This is a genomic window from Trueperaceae bacterium (genome assembly GCA_036381595.1).
In the GTDB taxonomy this organism is placed as follows: Bacteria; Deinococcota; Deinococci; order Deinococcales; family Trueperaceae; genus DASVCN01.
The window spans coordinates 1-17,263 of record DASVCN010000011.1 but is presented as its reverse complement, the minus strand read 5'-3'; the positions used below and the strand labels follow the sequence as shown (position 1 = coordinate 17,263).

Sequence of the window (17,263 nt, the reverse complement as noted above, 5' to 3'; positions counted from 1 at the left end):
GCCGAAGAGGCGCGTGGACGAACTCAAGATCCTCTGCTACCGGGTGCCGACCGACAAACCGGAGTCGGACGGCACCTTCGAGTGGACGAGCACGACCGTAGTAGTCGTGGAGGCAGTCGCCAGCAGTTGCCGTGGCCTCGGCTTCAGCTACGCCTCGCTGGCCACCGCCACTTTCACCCGAGAGTTCCTGGCACAGGCGGTGGTGGGCTGCGATGCGTTCTCACCCGAGGCGGCCTGGCAGCGGATGGCGATGGCCGTGCGCAATCAGGGGAGGGCGGGAGTTTCCGCGATGGCCCTCTCGGCGGTCGACACCGCGCTCTGGGACCTGAAGGCACGGCTGCTGGAGCTGCCGCTCGCGTCGCTCCTGGGAGTGGTTCGGCTCGAGGTACCGGTGTACGGGAGCGGCGGCTTCACATCCTATTCACTCGATGAGCTGCAGCGCCAGCTGAGCGGTTGGGTGGAACAGGGGATCGGCCGGGTGAAGATGAAGGTAGGCCGCGAGCCTGATGCCGACGCCGAGCGGGTCCGGGCGGCGCGCCAGGCGATAGGGGACGCGGAGCTGTTCGTGGACGCGAACGGCGCCTACGCGCGGAAGCAGGCATTGGGGTTCGCAGAACGGTTCGGCGAGGAGGGCGTCAGCTGGTTCGAGGAGCCGGTCTCCTCGACCGACCTGGAGGGTCTGCGCATGCTACGCGACCGCTCCCCGGGAGGGATGGACGTCAGCGCCGGCGAGTACGGATACGACCTCGCCTACTTCCGGCGGATGCTGGCAGCGCAAGCAGTAGACGTGATCCAGGCCGACCTGACCAGGTGCGGGGGGATCACCGGTTTCCTGCGAGTAGCTGCTCTTTGCGATGCTTTCGACCTGCCGCTCTCGGCGCACACCGCCCCGGCGCTGAGCCTGCAGGTCGCATGCGCCCTGCCGCAGCTGCGCCACATCGAGTACTTCTTCGACCACGCGCGTATCGAGGAGATGATCTTCGACGGCTTCCGACCGCCCGAAGGCGGGACGATGCGGCCAAACCTGGGGCGAGATGGCCACGGACTCCAGTTGAGGCGTCAGACGGCGCATCGGTACGCCGTCTGACGGAAGCGAAGGGGGAGGGGCAGTGGAAAAGACAGGGGCCCGGGAGCGGGCGATGAGCGACGTGGCGACGGGATTATCGACCTGGCAGGTTTCGGCGGCCACTCTGCCTCCGTACGGCCTCGACCTCGCACGCGACCTAAGGGCCGGTATCCGCGGCGAGGTCCGTTTCGACCGGGGCAGCCGCGCAGCCTATTCGACCGACGCCTCCAACTACCGCCAGGTGCCGATCGGTGTGGTGCTCCCGGTCGATGCGGCTGACCTCATCGCCACCTTGCGGATCTGCCGGCTTCACGGCGCCCCCATAACCCCGCGCGGCGGCGGCACCAGCCTGGCCGGCCAGACCTGCAACGAAGCCGTGATCGTCGACTGCTCGAAGTACATGAACCGCGTGTTGGAAGTCGACCCTCAGAGGCGGACCGCGCGGGTCCAGCCGGGCGTGGTGCTGGACGATCTGAGGGACGCGGCCGGTGAGCATGGGCTCACCTTCCCACCCGACCCGGCCACACACAGCCACTGCACGATCGCCGGGATGATCGGCAACAACTCGTGCGGCATCCACTCCGTGATGGGTCAGTACTACGGCCTGGGCGTGCGCACCGAGGATTACATCGCGAGTCTGGACGTCGTCACCTACGACGGGATCCGACTGACCCTCTGCGCCATGGACGAGGAAGAGCTCGAGGCGGCGAGCAGGAGTGCCGGCAGGGAAGGGGAGATCTACAGTCGGCTCAGGAGCCTCCGCGACCGCTACCGTGAAGAGATCCGTAGTCGTTTCCCGGACATCCCCAGGCGCGTCTCCGGTTACAACTTGCCCGCCTTGCTCACAGAGGAAGGAGTCGACGCCGCGCGTGCCATCGCGGGAAGTGAAGGAACTTGCGTCATGATCCTGGAGGCGACAGTGAAGCTCGTGCCGCAACTGCCCGAGCGAGCACTGGTCGTCCTAGGCTACCCTGACATCTTCTCTGCCGCCGACCACGTGACCGAGGTGATGGGCACGAGGCCGGTGGGCGTCGAGGGGATGGACGACACCCTGGTGGGCTACATGAAGAGGAAGGGACTTCACCCGCACGACGTCGACCTGCTGCCGGAGGGCGGTGGCTGGTTGCTGGTCGAGTACGGCGCCGACAGCCAGGAGGAGGCGTTGCGGCGGGCGCGGGAGCTGGCCGAACGCTTTTCGGAGCGCGAGGATGCTCCGTCCGTTCGGGTGTACGAGGAGCAGTGGGAGGCGAGAAAGCTGTGGGATGTCCGCGAGTCGGGGCTCGGCGCAACCGCCCACATCCCCGACATGCCCACCACGAATCCAGGCTGGGAGGACGTGGGCATCCCGCCCGAGAGGCTCGGGGATTACCTGCGGGAGTTCCGGTCGTTGCTCACCGACTTCGGGTACCATGCCGCCCTGTACGGACACTTCGGTCAGGGGTGCGTGCACTGCCGCATCGACTTCGGACTGGATTCCGCCCCCGCCGTTCGCAAGTTCACCGCCTTCCTCGAAAGGGCGGCACAGCTGGTCCTCGACTACGGCGGCTCCTTCTCCGGAGAGCACGGAGACGGGCAGGCACGGGGACCACTGCTGGAGAAGATGTTCGGCGGCGAGCTGATGGAGGCCTTCCGGGAGTTCAAGCGGATCTGGGATCCGGATTGGCGGATGAACCCGGGGAAGCTCATCGACTCCTACCGTGCCGACCAGAACCTGCGCATGGGACCGGCGTACGAGCCGCTGCAGGTCTCCACGCACTTCAGCTTCCTTCAGGACCAGGGCTCGTTCGCTGACGCCGTCACCCGTTGCGTGGGGGTAGGGAAGTGTCGACGGGGCGACGGCGGCGTTATGTGCCCCAGTTACATGGTTACCCTCGAGGAGGAACACTCGACTCGGGGTCGCTCCCGGCTGCTGTTCGAGATGCTGAACGGCGATGAGTTGCGAGGTCTTCGCGACACCAGGGTGAAGGAAGCGCTCGACCTGTGCCTGTCGTGCAAGGCGTGCAAGAACGAGTGTCCGGTGAACGTGGACATGGCGACCTACAAGTCGGAGTTCCTGGCTCACTACTACCGGTACCACCGGCGTCCCCGCAGCGCTTTCAGCATGGGCCTCATCTACTGGTGGGCGCGGCTCGCCTCGCTCATGCCAGGCCTGGCCAACATCGTCACCCAGACCCCGCTGTTGAGTTCCCTGGCGAAGTCGGTGGGTGGCATCGCCCAGGAACGCGAACTGCCTCCCTTCGCACGGCGTAACTTCCGTCAGTGGTTCCGGGATACCGGCCGGGATCGGTACCAGCAGGATCGGGAAGGGGTTCCGCTCGTCAGCAGCCACGCGGGAGCGCTGGGTTCCCGAACGGACGGGCAGCGTCGTGCCGGTGGAACGGGCCACGTCAGGCACGAGGAGGTGCCGAGGTTCAGGTCCGACACCTACGATCAGGATCCGGGCGCGGCGATCGTGAACGCCGACTCGGCGCAACAGCCGTTCCTCGGTCAAACGGTGATGCTGTGGCCCGACACCTTCAACAACTTCTTCACGCCGGAGGTCGCGGTAGACGCCACGCTGCTGCTCGAGAAGTGGGGTTACCGCGTCGTGCTTCCGCCCCGCTCCCTCTGCTGTGGCCGTCCCCTCTATGAGTTCGGGATGCTCGACACGGCCAAGAGACTGTGGCGCCGGACGCTCGAAACGCTGCGGCCCTACATCCGCGCCGGCATACCGATAGTGGGACTCGAGCCAAGCTGCATCACCGCCTTCCGTGACGAACTGCCGGGACTCTTCCCTCACGACATGGATGCTCGGCGGCTGGCGAGACTCGCCTACCTGTTCAGCGAATTCATCGAACGGCAGGACATCGAGCTGCCCCGGCTCGGCAAGAAGGCGCTGGTGCACGCCCACTGCCATCACCAATCGGTGATCAGGCTCGACGCCGAGATCGCCTGCCTCAAGAAGCTGGGTCTGGATTACGACGTGCTGGAGTCCGGCTGCTGCGGGATGGCCGGCTCGTTCGGCTTCGAGAGCGAGAAGTACGAGGTGTCGATGCGGGCCGGCGAAAGGGTACTCCTGCCGGCGGTGCGATCGGCCGGTCCGGAAACGCTGATAATCGCCAACGGCTTCTCCTGCAAGCAGCAGATCGCTCAGGGCACCGATAGGCGGGCGCTCCACCTGGCCCAGGTTGTAAGCCTGGCCATGCGCTCAGAGGGCGGAACCGCCTACCCGGAGGACTCGCTGGCCGGGCAGGAGGTCGAGCAAGGAATCGCGCCCCTGACGCTCCTGCTCTGCGCCTCGACAGTCGGGTTCGGGGCCGGCTTGCTCGCCGCTCGAGTGCAGCGGAGGAGGTCGGTCGCTCACGGGCGACCGGACTCCGGTCGGGATCCGGGAAGGAGGGAACGTGCGCGGCAAGCTGCTTACTGAGGACGAGGAACGAACGCATGCGCTGGTGTTCGATTCCGGAGAACTAGTGACAGAGGCTCTCACCGAGTACGTCCGGCGGCGCTCCATCTCGGCCGCAAGGCTCACCGCCATCGGCGCCTTCTCTCACGCTCGGCTCGGCTACTTCGACTTGGAGAGCAGGGAGTACCAGCCGATCGTGGTCGACGAGCAGGTCGAACTCCTGTCCCTCATCGGCGACGTCGCCCTGTGGGAGGGGGAGCCGCTGCTCCACGCCCACGTGGTCGTAGGCCGGCGTGACGGCTCCACTGCGGGCGGTCACCTGCTCGAAGCCCGGGTCAGGCCAACGCTCGAGGTGCTCATGGTGGAATCACCCCGTCACCTGCAACGACGCCACGATCCGACCACCGGATTACCGCTCCTCGATCCGCGCTAGCGCGACCGGTCGGCGTCCGATCCCGCGGGCCCCGGCTCATCGGCAGGAATCGTTCACGACGTCCCGACCGGTCGAGTCAGATCAGATTCGCCTCCGGCCGCTCGGGAGCGACAGCGACATCAGCTTCTTCCGGCCACCTCGCGTACATCCTCGGCGCGCCGTTCGACCATCTCCTCGTCGTCGACCGGCGTGAGGGTGCGGTTGATCACCTCGCCCGGTGAGGGGACCATCTCGGCGATCAGTCGCGAGTGGCGGTCGAACGTCAGGTAGCTGAACGTCCAGTTGATGACGGCGTTGAAACGGTTCTGGTGTCCAGGCAGGTAGATCAGGTGGATGAAGAGCCAACCCAGCCAACCGAGGAAACCGCTGAACTTGAGGTTGGCGAACTTGCGTGAGAGCTGCGCCACGCCGGCGTTGCGCCCGATGATCGCCATGTTGCCGCGATCGTCGTATCTGAACCGTTGACTGGGCTCGCCTCGCAGGTGCCTCAGCACCTCCCGGGCGGCATGCTTCCCCTGTTGGATCGCCACCTGCGCCACCTGCGGGAAGGGAACGCCCTCTTCGTCGGTAGCTCCCGAGGCGTCACCGGCGACGAAGGCGTACGGTCGTCCCGGCAGCGACAGGTTGGGCTCGGTCTTCACTCGGTGGCCGCGGGTGAGCTCGGCGTCCAGCGCCGCTACCAGCGGGTGGGCCCGGATCCCGGCGGCCCAGATGACCGTCTTCGTCGGGATGACCTCACCGCCGGCCAGTACCGCGGCATTCTCCCGCACCTCTTCGACGGCCGTGCCCAACCGCACCTCGACACCCCGCTTGCGCAGCACCTTCTCAGTGTACCGGCGCAGTCGCGGAACGTAGGGAAGGAGGAGGGCATCGGCCATCTCCAGCAGGATCACCCGCGCCTTGCTCACGTCGACCTCGGGATAGTCGCGCGGGAGTACTCGGTCGAAGAGCTCCAGCATGGCGCCGGCCATCTCGACCCCGGTGGGTCCGCCACCCACGATCACGAAGTTGAGCGCCCCCTCGTCCAGGAGAGTCGGATCGGCGGCCGCCCTCTCGAACTGACGGAGTACGTGCGAGCGGATGTTCACCGCTTCACTCAGGCTCTTGAGGAAGAGCGAGTGGCGCCGCACACCTGGGGTGCCGAAATCGTTGTAGATGGCGCCCGCGCCCACGATCAGGTAGTCGAAGTCGACCGCGTCTCCGCTGTGCAGCAACACCTGCTTCCGCTCCCAGTCGACACCCGTGACGGTGCCTTGGCGGAAGGCGAAGTTCTTCTGGCGCTGGAACGCCCCTCTGACGCTACGGGCGATCTCTTCCGGCTCGAGCATCGCGGTCGCCACCTGGTAGAGGAGCGGCTGGAAAGTATGGTAGTTGTGCTGGTCGAGGAGGAGGACCTCGACCGGGCTGTCTCGCAGCGTCTTTCCGGCGTAGAGGCCCGCGAAGCCGGCACCTACGATGACTACCCGCGGCCTACCGGCGTGTTGGAGGTGGACTGCCATATCGGTCTCCTCGGCCGCGCCCGGCGATCGGCGCGTTGCTCGCCCTCAGTCGGCCATCTCGAGGGCTATGCGGCGACCGGTGGGAGTGTCGGCGAGGCCGCCCTCGCCTGTTTCGCGCAGTTCCGGAGGCAACAGTCGCCCGACCGAAGCCATCGCCTGCACCACCTCGTCGGGCGGGATGGGCGACTCGACGCCGGCCAGCGCCAGCTGAGCCGAGGCTACCGCGTGGACGCTGTAGAAGGCGTTGCGGCTCACACAGGGAACCTCGACATAACCTCCCACCGGATCGCAGACCAGCCCGATGCTGTTCATCAACGTCTGAGCGGCTGCGTGCACCGATTGCCTGGCAAGGCCGCCCATCAGTTCGCAGACCGCTGCCGCGGCCATGGCCGCCGAGGATCCGATCTCGGCCTGGCAGCCGCCGGTGGAGCCGGCGATGAACATGCTGCGGCCGATTATCTGTCCGATGCCGGCGGCCAGCACCAGCGGTGCGAGGAGCTGCTCGTCGTCCAGGCCCAGATGGTCGGCCACGCCCAATAACGCGCCAGGCAGGGTACCGGCGCTTCCCGCGGTAGGGGCGGCGACGATCCGGCCCATGCGCGCGTTCTCCTCGTTGACCGCCATCGCGTAAGCCTGCACGCGTTTGAGAAGCGGCGAACCGAGGCTGTCCTCGGCCTCCCACAGGCGCTTCGCGTTCCAGCCAACCATCCCGGTTCGGCTCGGAGCGTCGTTCGCCAGGCCCCTCTCCACCGAGTCGCGCATCTCTGCCAGGCGCCCTCGCATCCCAGCCAGCAGCGCCACCCTGGCGCTCGCGTCTCCGCCCGTTTCCTCGTCGAGGATCGCGGTCGAGGCCGGGCCCTCGAACTGGGCCAGTCGGCCGAGGTCGAGCTCGTCGAGTCCGCTCAGCCGCTCGTTCCTGTTCACAGGTTGCCCCCTTCGGTAACGACATCGCCCTCTTGCGTCCCCTGGCCGAGCTCGCCCCGTTGTTCGCCGCTCATGACCTCGGGCAACATCCTCACCCAGGAGATGTACGGGAGGTTGGTGAGGTAGTCGAGGACATACTGCGACAGGTGCTTGTCGACCTCGACCGACATCATCGCCTGCCCGCCCCTGCGCCGCCGGGCCGAATGCAGCCGGCCGATGTTACCGTCGTCGTCCGCGATCACTCTCGCTACCCGGGCTATCACCCCAGGACGGTCGTTGTGCTCGATGAGGAGCGCGTAGCAACTTCCGGAGAAGTCGATCTCGAACCCGTTCACCTGGAAGACCCGCACCATCCCCCCGCCGAGGCTCGAGCCCATCATGCTCACCTCTTCCTCCGGGGAGCTCAGCTCGATCCGCACGGTATTGGGGTGGACGTCACCGAGGTCGGCTGTGGCGAAGGCGACCTCCAGCCCGGCGGCCCGGGCCAGTTCGGGAGCCTGCGGTATCCGCGGATCATCGGGGAACATGCCCAGCAGGCCCGCCACCAGAGCCTTGTCGGTGCCGTGACCGCGAGCTGTCTTGGCGAAGGAGCCGTGGAGAGTGAGCTCCGCATGACGGGGCGCGCTGATGAGCATGCGGCGCGCCAGCAGCGCGAGTCGGCATGCGCCCGCGGTGTGTGAACTGGAGGGGCCGATCATCACCGGTCCGATCACGTCCAGTAATCCCATGGTCTCCTCTTCAGGTTAGCAGACCACATCCTTGCCCAGCGTTCCGGGTGGTTCAGCGAATTTCGCCCCAGACCTCCTGCCTGGCAGGTGCGTGCTTACGGCGTCGGGCGGGCCGGGGGGCTACCGGGGCGCAGGCCGAACGAAAGTCGCGCCCGACGGAGGATCGGGCGCGGCGTTAGAAGGGGAGGACGGCCCGTTGCCACGCCGTCCGGGAGACGCGCTAGCTGCGAACGCGTTCCCTGAGGCTCTTGCCGGGCTTGAAGGCGGGGTACTTGCTGGCCGGGATCTCGATCTTGGTACGGGTACCCGGTTTCACTCCGCTGCGGGCCCTACGCTCGCGGACCTCGAAGGTGCCGAAGCCGGTGAGCTGGACCTTGTAGTTGTCGTCGAGATGACTGCTGATCTTGGCCAGCACGTTGTCGACGACCTCCTTGACATCCTTCTTACGGATGCCCGTCTCGCCCGCCACCATGTCGACAAGTTCGGCCTTCGAAACGGTCCGCTGTTTCGCCATCTCCTCCTCCTTCTTCGATTGTGACTTGGCCGACACTCTATCACGTGCCCAAGCGGCTGAGCAAGATTGCCAGGGCGCGCGTCGCGGGCGCCGCGCGGCTCCCTAACGGGTTTCGACCGGCTCCCGGACATCGCCGCCTATCGCTTCGTTCCCGGGCAGCAGCTCGTTCACCCGCTTCATCAACTCCCTGGTGAGCGCCTGCATCTCGCTGCGCTTCCCTTCCCGCGGCACTATCGGTTCACCGAAGCGGACGTGGAAGCGCCGGCCCTCACGCCAGATGGCGGCGGGCTGCAGCGGCACCCCGGCGCGGATGGCGAGGAAGGAAGCTCCGTCGAGCGCCTCGACGTCCCCGGCGTTCCGGGTGCCCTGGGCGAAGATCCCGACCGCCACGCCCTCCTTGAGCAGCCTGAGCGAGTGCTTTATCGCGCTCATGTCGCTGCGCGACCGGTCCACGGGATAGGCCCTGAGGCCCAGCATCAGGGCCCTCAGGTAGCGGTTCTCGAAGAGCTCCTTCTTGGCCATGAAGTTGATCTCACGAGGCACCGAGACGCCGAGTACGGGAGGGTCCAGCGACGAGAAGTGGTTGCTGGCGACTACCAGTCCGCCTTTCCGTGGCACCCGCTCCGCCCCCTCGACCTCGATGCCGTAGAACAGCTTGGCGTAGAAGAGGAATGCGGTCCGTCCCAGCCAGAAGAACCAGGCGCGCTGCATGAAGCGGGTGATCGTCTCCATGGCGGTCATTGTACGCCAGCCCTTCAGCCGCTCAGAATCACGCACCTACCGGCCGTGATGGCGTTCAGACCGGATACATGGACGTCGCAGGGACGGCGAACCTGGCGGTAGAGCGCCATGTGGAGTTCCGCGACCCCCGAGCTGAGGGTCAATCCTCGGGCTCGTGAATTCGCCCCAGTCCGGTCGTCTCGTGCGGTACTCCCGGACGCTCGCGGCGCCAGGCGCTTATCTCGGCGGTGATGAGGGCACCTACCAGGAACATCAGCAGCGCCAGGTAGAGCCAGAGGAGGGTGACGACGACACTGGTGATGACGCCGTAGATGACGTTGAAGCGGTCGGTGTCGAAGGTCAGGAGCAGCAGCTCTCGGGTGACCGCGATGGTTACCGAGCTGAAGGAGCCCCCTACGAGGGCGCCGGTCCAGCTGCTCGAGCGGCGGGGAAGGAAGCGGAAGGCGAGGGTGAACGCGAGTGCAGCGACGGCCAGGCGCAGCACCATCGACGACGCCCGGGTGAACCAGAGGGGCACGAGGTTCGGCAGTTCGACGTCGGGCACCTGCATCCGGGAGGCGATCAGGTCGGAGACCTGGGAGAGGGAGGAGAGCAGGGCGCCGCCGACTATCTCCACGCCGATCACCAGCGCCACGGCCACCACCAGCAGCACGGCCACGAGACGCCGGCGCAGGAAGCTCCGGGTTTCGCTGACGTCGAAGATCACCTCGAGGGCGAGCTGCAGCGAGGTGAAGAAGCCGCTCGCGGCCCAGATGAGGATCAGCAACGACAGGACGGTTCGCAGGAGGGCGCCCTCCGAGAGCTGGTTGAGGATCGTCTCGAAGTTTCGCGAGACCACCTCCGAGGTGTTCTCCTGAAGAGGCATCACCTGGTTGACGAGGTCTGCCAGCACCAGCCGGTAGCGGCCGGCCAACTCCGGACGGGTCTGCAGGATGACGGCCAGCCAGCCGCCCAGGAGCAGCAGCAGTGGGCCGAGCGAGAAGGCGGCGTAGTAGGCGAGCGCCGCCGCCAGCATGGTGAGGTAAGACGCCCGGAAGCGCCTCACCAGCCGCACCCCGAACTCCCACAACGCGCTGTGGCGGAGCCCGCGGAGCGACGTCATCTTGCCTACGCTGTGACGGCTTGTCGCTCGCGCCGGCGGTCCAGGTAGACGGCCACCAGTACTCCGGCGAGAGCTGTAAGGATGTGCAGTGCGATCCAAACCTGCGCCCGGGGCTCCCAGGGAAGATCGACTGCGAACAGCTCCTGGTCGCTGAGGTTGACGATGACCAGTTGCGGTATCGCCTGCAGCAGGGGCGACACCAGGAGCGCCGCGTAACGCCACGCGAACTCGAGGCCGATCATCGCCAGCAGGTTGCAGGCGAGGACCACCGGCAGCATTATCAGCCACTCCGGGTCCCCGCTCAACAGTCCGATCGGTGGCGCCAGTAGCGCCGTGAAGTGGGCTGCCGCCGATCCCCCGACGGCGAACGACAGGTATGAGAAGAAGAGTATGCCGGCGCTGCGGAAGGCTAATGGCAGCGGCGCGACGGCGCAGACTACCGCCGCCAGGAACAGGAAAACTCCGATTATGAACCGTTGCGTCGCAGGGGCCCCGCTCGTCATCGCTGCATCGTACCCGAAGGCTCCGTGGGCCGATGAGCGACTTTCGACCTCGCCGCACCGGAGTTCGGCGCTGGGACCACCCGACCCGCGCCTGCCCCTGAACCGGTCCGCGGCCCTCCTGTTAGCGGAGCCTCAGGCGACATCCCGGACCTGGATCCTCTCGGCGATCTCGGGTACCTGGCGAAGGAACTTGCCCGTGGGCGAATCGTGGTCCGCAGCGGCGGTCTCGGGCGTCCCTTCGGCTACGACCCGGCCACCGCGCGCTCCGCCGTCGGGTCCAAGGTCGACGATCCAATCGGCGGTCTTGATCACGTCGATGTTGTGTTCGATTACAACCAGTGTATTTCCACCGTCGACCAACCTGTGAAGAACATCCAGGAGTTTACGGGTGTCGTCGAAGTGGAGACCCGTTGTTGGTTCGTCGAGGATGTAGAGGGTCTTGCCGGTCGAGCGGCGGCCCAGCTCCGAGGCCAGCTTCACGCGCTGTGCCTCACCACCGGAGAGGGTGGGGGAGGGCTGGCCGATCTTGATGTAGGAGAGGCCAACGTCCTTCATGAGCTGCAGCTTGCGGGCGACGTTGGGGATGTTCTCGAAGAACTCCAGTCCCTCGTCGACGGTCATCTCGAGCACGTCGGAGATCGACTTGCCGCGGATCTTCACCTCCAGCGTCTCGCGGTTGTAGCGCGCGCCCTTGCAGACCTCGCAGGGCACGTAGACGTCGGGCAGGAAGTACATCTCAACCTTCACGGTCCCGTCGCCCTTGCACGCCTCGCAGCGGCCGCCCTTGACGTTGAACGAGAAGCGGCCCGCCTTGTAGCCACGCTTGCGGGACTCGGGCGCTCGGGCGAACAGATCGCGGATGTCGGTGAAGATGCCGGTGTAGGTGGCCGGGTTCGATCTGGGTGTCCGGCCGATGGGGCTCTGGTCGATCTCGATGACCTTGTCCAGGTGTTCGGTGCCGAGGATCCGTTCGTGACTGCCGGGTTGGGCCTTCGCCCGGTAGAGCTGCTTCGCCAGACTGGCGTGCAGGATGCGGTGGACGAGGGTAGACTTGCCGGACCCGGAAGGACCGGTGATGCAGGTCATCGTGCCCAGAGGTATCTCGACGTCTATCCCCTGGAGGTTGTGCTCACGGGCGCCGACGATCTTGAGCCTCTTGCCGTTGCCCTCGCGTCGCTTCTTCGGCACGTCGATCTTGAGGTCGCCCCTCAGGTAGGCGGCGGTAAGCGAGTTCTGGTGACGGGTGAGCTCGGCCGGCACGCCGGCGGCGACCACCTCGCCGCCGTGGACGCCGGCGCCCGGCCCAAGGTCGACGATGTAGTCGGACGCCCGCATCGTGTCCTCGTCGTGCTCGACGACGATGAGGGTGTTGCCGAGGTCGCGCAGGCTCAGCAGGGTTCGAAGCAGCCGCGCGTTGTCACGGGGGTGGAGGCCGATGGAGGGCTCGTCGAGAACGTAGAGGACTCCGGTGAGGCCCGAGCCCACCTGGGTGGCGAGGCGGATCCGTTGCGCCTCCCCCCCAGAAAGAGTGTTGGCGCTGCGGTCGAGCGACAGGTAGTCGAGGCCAACGTCCTCGAGGAAACCGAGGCGCGAGTTGACCTCCCGGACGATCGGCCGGGCGATGGCGCCCGCTGGTCCCGGCAGGTCGAGTTCAGCGAAGAAACGACGGGCGTCGAGCACCGTCATCCCGGAGAGTTGAGCGATGTTGCTGTCGGCGATTCGCACCGCCAGCACTTCCGGCTTGTAACGGCTGCCGTGACAGTGCGGGCAGGCCACCAGCGACATGAACTCCTCGAGCCGCTCCCGGGCGTACTCGCTGGCCGCCTCCTTGAGCCGCCGGTCTAGGTTGCCGATCACGCCCTCGAACTCGGCCTTGAACCGCATCGTCTCGCGGCCGCCGCGCTTGTAGACGACGTCGACCGGTTCCGCGCTGCCTTCCAGGATCGACTTCTGCACCGATTCGGGCAGGTCCTTCCAGGGGGTCTGCAGGTCGAAATCGAGCATCTCGGCGAGCGCCTTGAGCCGGTCCCAGTAGAACACCTTGTTGCCGTCGCTGCGACCGCCACTCCAGGGTGCGATGGCGCCTTCCGCGATCGAGAGGGTGTCGTCGGGGACTATCAGCTTCGGGTCGAACTGCTGAAGGTACCCGAGGCCGCTGCAGCGCGGGCAAGCGCCGTACGGTGAGTTGAAGGAGAAGACCCGGGGTTCGAGCTCCTCGAGGAAGGTGCCGTGCTCGGGGCAGGCGAACTTCTCGCTGAACAGCTCCTCAACACCGGCCTTGGAATCGTCCTCCGGCATCCAGGCCCGCATGAGCCCCTCGCCCTTGACCAGGGCGAGCTCCACGCTCTCCGCGATCCGCGAGCGGTCGTCCTCCTTCAGCAGCACCCGGTCGATCACCAGGTCGATGTCGTGCTTCTCGTACCGTTCGATGTTGCCTGTGAGCGCCTCGTCGAGGGTCTGCACCTCGCCGTCCAGGCGGATCCTGGCGAAGCCCTCCTTCTTGAGGTCAGCCAGCAGCTTGCGGTACTCCCCCTTGCGGCCGCGCACGACCGGGGCGAGGATCATCGCCCGGGCGTCCGGGAAGCGGCCCAGCAGCTGTTCGACGATCTCACTGGCCGACTGGCGCTGGATGGGCCGGTCGCATACGGGGCAGTGGGGCGTTCCGGCGCGCGAGAACAGGAGACGCAGGTAGTCGTGGATCTCGGTGACGGTGCCGACCGTGGAGCGCGGATTGTGGGAGGTGGTCTTCTGATCGATGGAGATGGCAGGCGAGAGCCCGTCGATCCCGTCGACATCAGGCTTGTCCATCACGCCCAGGAACTGCCTGGCGTACGCCGAGAGGCTCTCCACGTAGCGGCGCTGCCCCTCCGCGTAGATGGTGTCGAACGCCAGGGTCGACTTACCTGAACCGGAGACCCCGGTGAAAACTATGAACTTATTACGCGGCAGTTGAAGCGTGATGTCCTTGAGGTTGTGCTCGCGCGCGCCGCGAATGACAAGGTCCTGCAACTGGAGATGCCTCCTTCGCGCTCGGCGGGGAGAGGGAAGGTCGAGGAAGTGATGATGGGCCCCAGCTCGCCTCGCTCCAAACATGCGAGTATATCAGGCCCTCCCGCTCCTCTGGTAGCGCGAACCGGCACGGGCGCCGGACACCGGACCCGCTCGGTTCCTCTTGGTGGGGCCGCGGCGAACCCACCGAACTTCAGAGATTGGTCGTTCGAGCATGGTGGCCGGGGCTGTGGCCGGTAGGGTGGTAGTAGCGATGCGCATCGACCTCCACTGCCACACCGAGGCGTCTCACGACTGCTCGTCCCAGTTCGACGGCGTCATCACCCGCTGTCGACAGCAGCGGATCGCGGTGCAGGCGGTCACCGATCACGATCAGATCTGGGGGGCGCTGGAGCTCAGGGAGAAGTCCACGGCGCCCGGCGACCCCCTGATAATCGTGGGAGAAGAGGTCACGACGAGGGAGGGCGAGATCATCGGCCTGTTCCTCGAGGAGTTGATCCCGGCCGACCTGAGTCCCGAGGAGGTAGTGGAGCGGATCCGTGAGCAGGGCGGCCTCGTGCTCCTGCCCCACGGTTTCGATCCGCTCAAAACGCACCGCCTCTCGCCGGCGGCGCGAGAGCGGATCGCGCATGAGATAGATATCGTCGAGGTCTTCAATACCCGGGTATCGCATCCCAGGCGCAACGCCCAGGCGAGCCAGTGGGCTGCCGAGCGTGACCTGCCGGCATCGGCGGGAACCGATGCTCACATCGTTCCGGCTCTCGGGACCGCCTGGGTCGAGACCCCGGACCGGCCGATCGAAGGCCCCGAAGACCTGCTTGCGGCGCTACGTGCCGGCGCCATCTCGGGGACCTGGACCCATCCCGTAGCGGCCTACGCCTACAAGCTCTGGGACCGGGGCCGACGGGCGGCGTACCGTGGCTGGAAGCGCGTGAGCGGGGAGACGAAGGCGCTCATCGCCGGTGACTGATGTCGACGGGGAACCGACCGGGAACCTGGACTCGGCCCGGCCCGCACGATAAAACAGTAGTAGCTGAGTGAACGGCGACCCGCTCTGGCGGGCGCAACGAGTAGGAGCGATATGACCATCGTTTACAGCGAAGCCCACAACGACGAGATCGCCCGCGAAGGGAACAGGGTACTCACTTTCTTCGGGATCCTTCTGTCCAACGTCGGTTCGTTCGGCATCACCCTCTTCTGGGTCATGGGAGCCATCCACCTGTGGCAAACGAACGGCGGGCAGATCAACCTTCTCGGCCTCGAGGGTCTGAGCCTGGTGCTCTTCTGGGCCCTGCCGCTCGTGGTGGTGGTGAGTCTCGCCGCCTGGTTGCTCTACCTCGCCAAGCTGGACCTGCCGGCGCTGGCGCTGGCGGCGGCGCCGATCGGGTTGACCGTCCTCTACTACCTCTGGCTGGTGCTGCTCCGTCACCCCTGAGCGGCGGGGAGCGGCGACGTCGTCCCCTGGCGTCGAGCGTTAGCGGGCCCCAAGTCGGCCAGCTGGACAAGAGCCGCTCCGAACGCGACCTGTCCGACCGGAGCGGGTGAGTGGGTCGGCGGCGACAGGTGTGGGCATGGTAGGCTTGAACCGCTCACCAGACGTCATTCCTGGGAGGTGGCGTGAGACTTACCTATCTGGGTCACTCGGCGGTCCATGTCGAGACCGGTGACTACAGCTTGCTCATCGACCCCTTCATCTCGGGCAACCCGCTCGCCTCCGTCGACGTCGATGAGCTCACGCCCGATTACATACTCATCACTCACGCTCACGGAGACCATGTCGGCGACGCGGTGCGGATCGCCAAGCGCAGCGGCGCGACAGTCGTCGGGATGGTCGAGATCTGCCGCGCCCTGAAGCCGCAGGGCGTCGGAACGCACGGCATGAACATCGGCGGGTTCTTCGGCTTCCCGTTCGGACGGGTAAAGCTGACTCCCGCCTGGCACTCGAGTTCGTTCGACGATGGACGTTACGGAGGGATGCCGACCGGGATCGTCCTGGAGGCCGAAGGGAAGCGTGTCTACCACGCCGGCGACACCGGTCTCTTCGGCGACATGCAGTTGATCGGTTCGCTCGGCCTCGACCTCGCGTTCCTCCCCATCGGCGGGAACTACACGATGGGGCCCGAGGAGGCGCTGGAAGCGGCCAAGCTGCTTCGGGCCGAACGCGTCGTGCCGATTCACTACGACACCTTCGACCTGATCTGCCAGGATCCGCAGGCGTTCGCCCGGAGCGTGACCGCGGCCGGAGCCGGCGAATGCCTTCCGCTCCAGCCCGGTGGAACGGTTGAGTTGTAGATTGGAACCCGCCGCCCCCATGGAACCCTCGGACTCCGCGCTAGATGTCTGACCGAACGCCCGCCCACGTGCCAACCGGATACAGCGTGCTCACCGAGCTCGGTTCGGGGCAGACGGCCCACGTCTTCCTCGCACAGCACGCCAGTTGGGGCAAGGTCGCCCTCAAGCTTCCGCGGGAGGAGCTCGCCTCGCAGCCGGTTCTGCGGCGGATGTTCGAGAACGAGGTGCAGATCACCCTGGGCCTGAGCCACCCTAACGTCGTGTCGGGCCTCGACGGGGCGCCCACCGGAGCCAAGGCGTTCCTCGTGCTCGAGTACTGCTCGCAGGGCACTCTGGGCGACCTGCTCCTGGAGCAGAGGCATGTTCCTCTGGAGCGTGCTCGTCAGCTCATAGTCGACGTCGCCCGGGGGCTCGAGCACAGCCACTCGCGTCAGGTGCTGCACCGTGACGTGAAACCGGCGAACGTGTTCCTGACGGGCGAGGGTAGCGCCAAACTGGGCGATTTCGGGACCGGCATGCATATCGGCGACGATAGTTGGGAACGGGTGGGAACGGCCTTCTACATGGCCCCCGAGATCTTCGAGGGTCAACCGCCGACGGTACAGAGCGACATCTACAGCCTCGGGATCCTCGCCTACGAGGTGATGGCTGGCGTCAGGCCCTTCCAGGGGGAGTCGTACGAGGATCTGATGATGGCCCACCTGTCCGCATTCCCGAAAGCCCTTTCCCACCTGCGTGAGGAGATCAGCCGCGAAGAATCGAAGGTCATCGCCCAGGCGATGGCGAGAGATCCGGGGCGCCGCTACAGGACGGTCCAGGAGTTCCGCAAAGCGTTCATGGCGGCGGCGCGACTGACCGAACCGGAGAGGCAGCCGGCCGAGCTCACCGGCCGGGCCAGCCGCAAGCGCAAGCCTGCTCCCGAGGAAGCCGACGAAGACAAGCGCGAGAAGCGCGGCACGGGGCTGTTCGGCTGGCTCAGGAAGAAGCGGGAGAGCTGAGCCCGGGCGCCCGGCACATCGCGTCGATCAGTTCCCCAGGAACTCGTCCACGACCCGCAGTCGTTCGCA

15 protein-coding genes are annotated in these 17,263 nt (G+C 66.4%); 7 read left to right on the top strand and 8 right to left on the bottom strand.

Translation table 11 applies throughout. The annotated features are described in order from the left end of the window. The first annotated feature begins 13 nt into the window (after positions 1-13). Genes VF168_02730 through VF168_02720 form a run of 3 tightly spaced genes read left to right on the top strand, consistent with a single transcriptional unit; the run spans position 14 to position 4,884 of the window. Complete coding sequence (locus VF168_02730; protein HEX7003085.1) at positions 14-1,087, top strand: enolase C-terminal domain-like protein; 1,074 nt, start codon at positions 14-16, stop codon at positions 1,085-1,087. A gap of 22 nt (positions 1,088-1,109) precedes the next feature. Further along, on the top strand, positions 1,110-4,472 hold the full coding sequence (locus tag VF168_02725) for an FAD-binding and (Fe-S)-binding domain-containing protein (GenBank protein ID HEX7003084.1): 3,363 nt from the start codon (positions 1,110-1,112) through the stop codon (positions 4,470-4,472). Then, positions 4,450-4,884: a PPC domain-containing DNA-binding protein gene (locus VF168_02720; GenBank protein HEX7003083.1), complete on the top strand. Its 435-nt coding sequence runs from the start codon at positions 4,450-4,452 to the stop codon at positions 4,882-4,884. Before VF168_02725 ends, VF168_02720 begins: the two co-directional genes overlap by 23 nt. Before the next feature lie 119 nt (positions 4,885-5,003). On the opposite strand, the gene VF168_02715 is transcribed toward VF168_02720, so the two are convergent. From VF168_02715 to uvrA, 8 genes are all read right to left on the bottom strand, one after another. Continuing rightward, positions 5,004-6,383: an NAD(P)/FAD-dependent oxidoreductase gene (locus tag VF168_02715; protein HEX7003082.1), complete on the bottom strand. Its 1,380-nt coding sequence runs from the start codon at positions 6,381-6,383 to the stop codon at positions 5,004-5,006. A 45-nt stretch (positions 6,384-6,428) separates the two neighbouring features. Continuing rightward, entirely contained in the window at positions 6,429-7,307 is an 879-nt protein-coding gene (sdaAA, locus tag VF168_02710) for an L-serine ammonia-lyase, iron-sulfur-dependent, subunit alpha (protein ID HEX7003081.1), read from the bottom strand. Next, positions 7,304-8,035 (bottom strand): L-serine ammonia-lyase, iron-sulfur-dependent subunit beta, encoded by a 732-nt coding sequence (gene sdaAB / locus VF168_02705; GenBank protein HEX7003080.1) that lies wholly within the window; start codon positions 8,033-8,035, stop codon positions 7,304-7,306. Before sdaAB ends, sdaAA begins: the two co-directional genes overlap by 4 nt. Before the next feature lie 220 nt (positions 8,036-8,255). Then, positions 8,256-8,585, bottom strand: coding sequence for an HU family DNA-binding protein (locus tag VF168_02700; protein HEX7003079.1), 330 nt, complete (start codon positions 8,583-8,585; stop codon positions 8,256-8,258). 66 nt (positions 8,586-8,651) lie between these two features. Continuing rightward, the gene (locus tag VF168_02695) at positions 8,652-9,281 is read right to left on the bottom strand and encodes a lysophospholipid acyltransferase family protein (GenBank protein HEX7003078.1); all 630 of its coding nucleotides are present in this window, start codon (positions 9,279-9,281) and stop codon (positions 8,652-8,654) included. 148 nt (positions 9,282-9,429) lie between these two features. Continuing rightward, on the bottom strand, positions 9,430-10,392 hold the full coding sequence (locus tag VF168_02690; GenBank protein HEX7003077.1) for a YhjD/YihY/BrkB family envelope integrity protein: 963 nt from the start codon (positions 10,390-10,392) through the stop codon (positions 9,430-9,432). Positions 10,393-10,397: 5 nt separating this feature from the next. After that, the gene (locus VF168_02685) at positions 10,398-10,895 is read right to left on the bottom strand and encodes a hypothetical protein (GenBank protein HEX7003076.1); all 498 of its coding nucleotides are present in this window, start codon (positions 10,893-10,895) and stop codon (positions 10,398-10,400) included. A 132-nt stretch (positions 10,896-11,027) separates the two neighbouring features. Next, a complete protein-coding gene (gene uvrA / locus VF168_02680) occupies positions 11,028-13,904 on the bottom strand; it encodes an excinuclease ABC subunit UvrA (protein HEX7003075.1) in 2,877 nt (958 codons plus the stop codon). Between the two features lie 253 nt (positions 13,905-14,157). Here uvrA and VF168_02675 point away from each other — a divergent pair, with 253 nt between their 5' ends. The 4 genes from VF168_02675 to VF168_02660 all read left to right on the top strand — a co-directional run bounded on the left by VF168_02675 (position 14,158) and on the right by VF168_02660 (position 17,194). Continuing rightward, a complete protein-coding gene (locus tag VF168_02675) occupies positions 14,158-14,874 on the top strand; it encodes a PHP-associated domain-containing protein (GenBank protein HEX7003074.1) in 717 nt (238 codons plus the stop codon). 111 nt (positions 14,875-14,985) lie between these two features. Continuing rightward, positions 14,986-15,339 carry a hypothetical protein gene (locus VF168_02670; protein ID HEX7003073.1) on the top strand — a complete coding sequence of 118 codons (354 nt, stop codon included), beginning with the start codon at positions 14,986-14,988 and terminating at the stop codon, positions 15,337-15,339. A 182-nt stretch (positions 15,340-15,521) separates the two neighbouring features. Beyond that, a complete protein-coding gene (locus VF168_02665) occupies positions 15,522-16,196 on the top strand; it encodes a metal-dependent hydrolase (GenBank protein HEX7003072.1) in 675 nt (224 codons plus the stop codon). A gap of 44 nt (positions 16,197-16,240) precedes the next feature. Beyond that, positions 16,241-17,194: a serine/threonine-protein kinase gene (locus tag VF168_02660; protein HEX7003071.1), complete on the top strand. Its 954-nt coding sequence runs from the start codon at positions 16,241-16,243 to the stop codon at positions 17,192-17,194. Positions 17,195-17,263: the final 69 nt, after the last annotated feature.

Coding starts and splice junctions, on each gene's coding strand:
- VF168_02715 (HEX7003082.1), bottom strand. CDS start 6,383: ATGGCAGTCCACCTCCAACACGCCGGTAGGCCGCGGGTAGTCATCGTA.
- sdaAB (HEX7003080.1), bottom strand. CDS start 8,035: ATGGGATTACTGGACGTGATCGGACCGGTGATGATCGGCCCCTCCAGT.
- VF168_02695 (HEX7003078.1), bottom strand. CDS start 9,281: ATGGAGACGATCACCCGCTTCATGCAGCGCGCCTGGTTCTTCTGGCTG.
- VF168_02690 (HEX7003077.1), bottom strand. CDS start 10,392: ATGACGTCGCTCCGCGGGCTCCGCCACAGCGCGTTGTGGGAGTTCGGG.
- VF168_02685 (HEX7003076.1), bottom strand. CDS start 10,895: ATGACGAGCGGGGCCCCTGCGACGCAACGGTTCATAATCGGAGTTTTC.
- VF168_02675 (HEX7003074.1), top strand. CDS start 14,158: ATGCGCATCGACCTCCACTGCCACACCGAGGCGTCTCACGACTGCTCG.
- VF168_02670 (HEX7003073.1), top strand. CDS start 14,986: ATGACCATCGTTTACAGCGAAGCCCACAACGACGAGATCGCCCGCGAA.
- VF168_02660 (HEX7003071.1), top strand. CDS start 16,241: ATGTCTGACCGAACGCCCGCCCACGTGCCAACCGGATACAGCGTGCTC.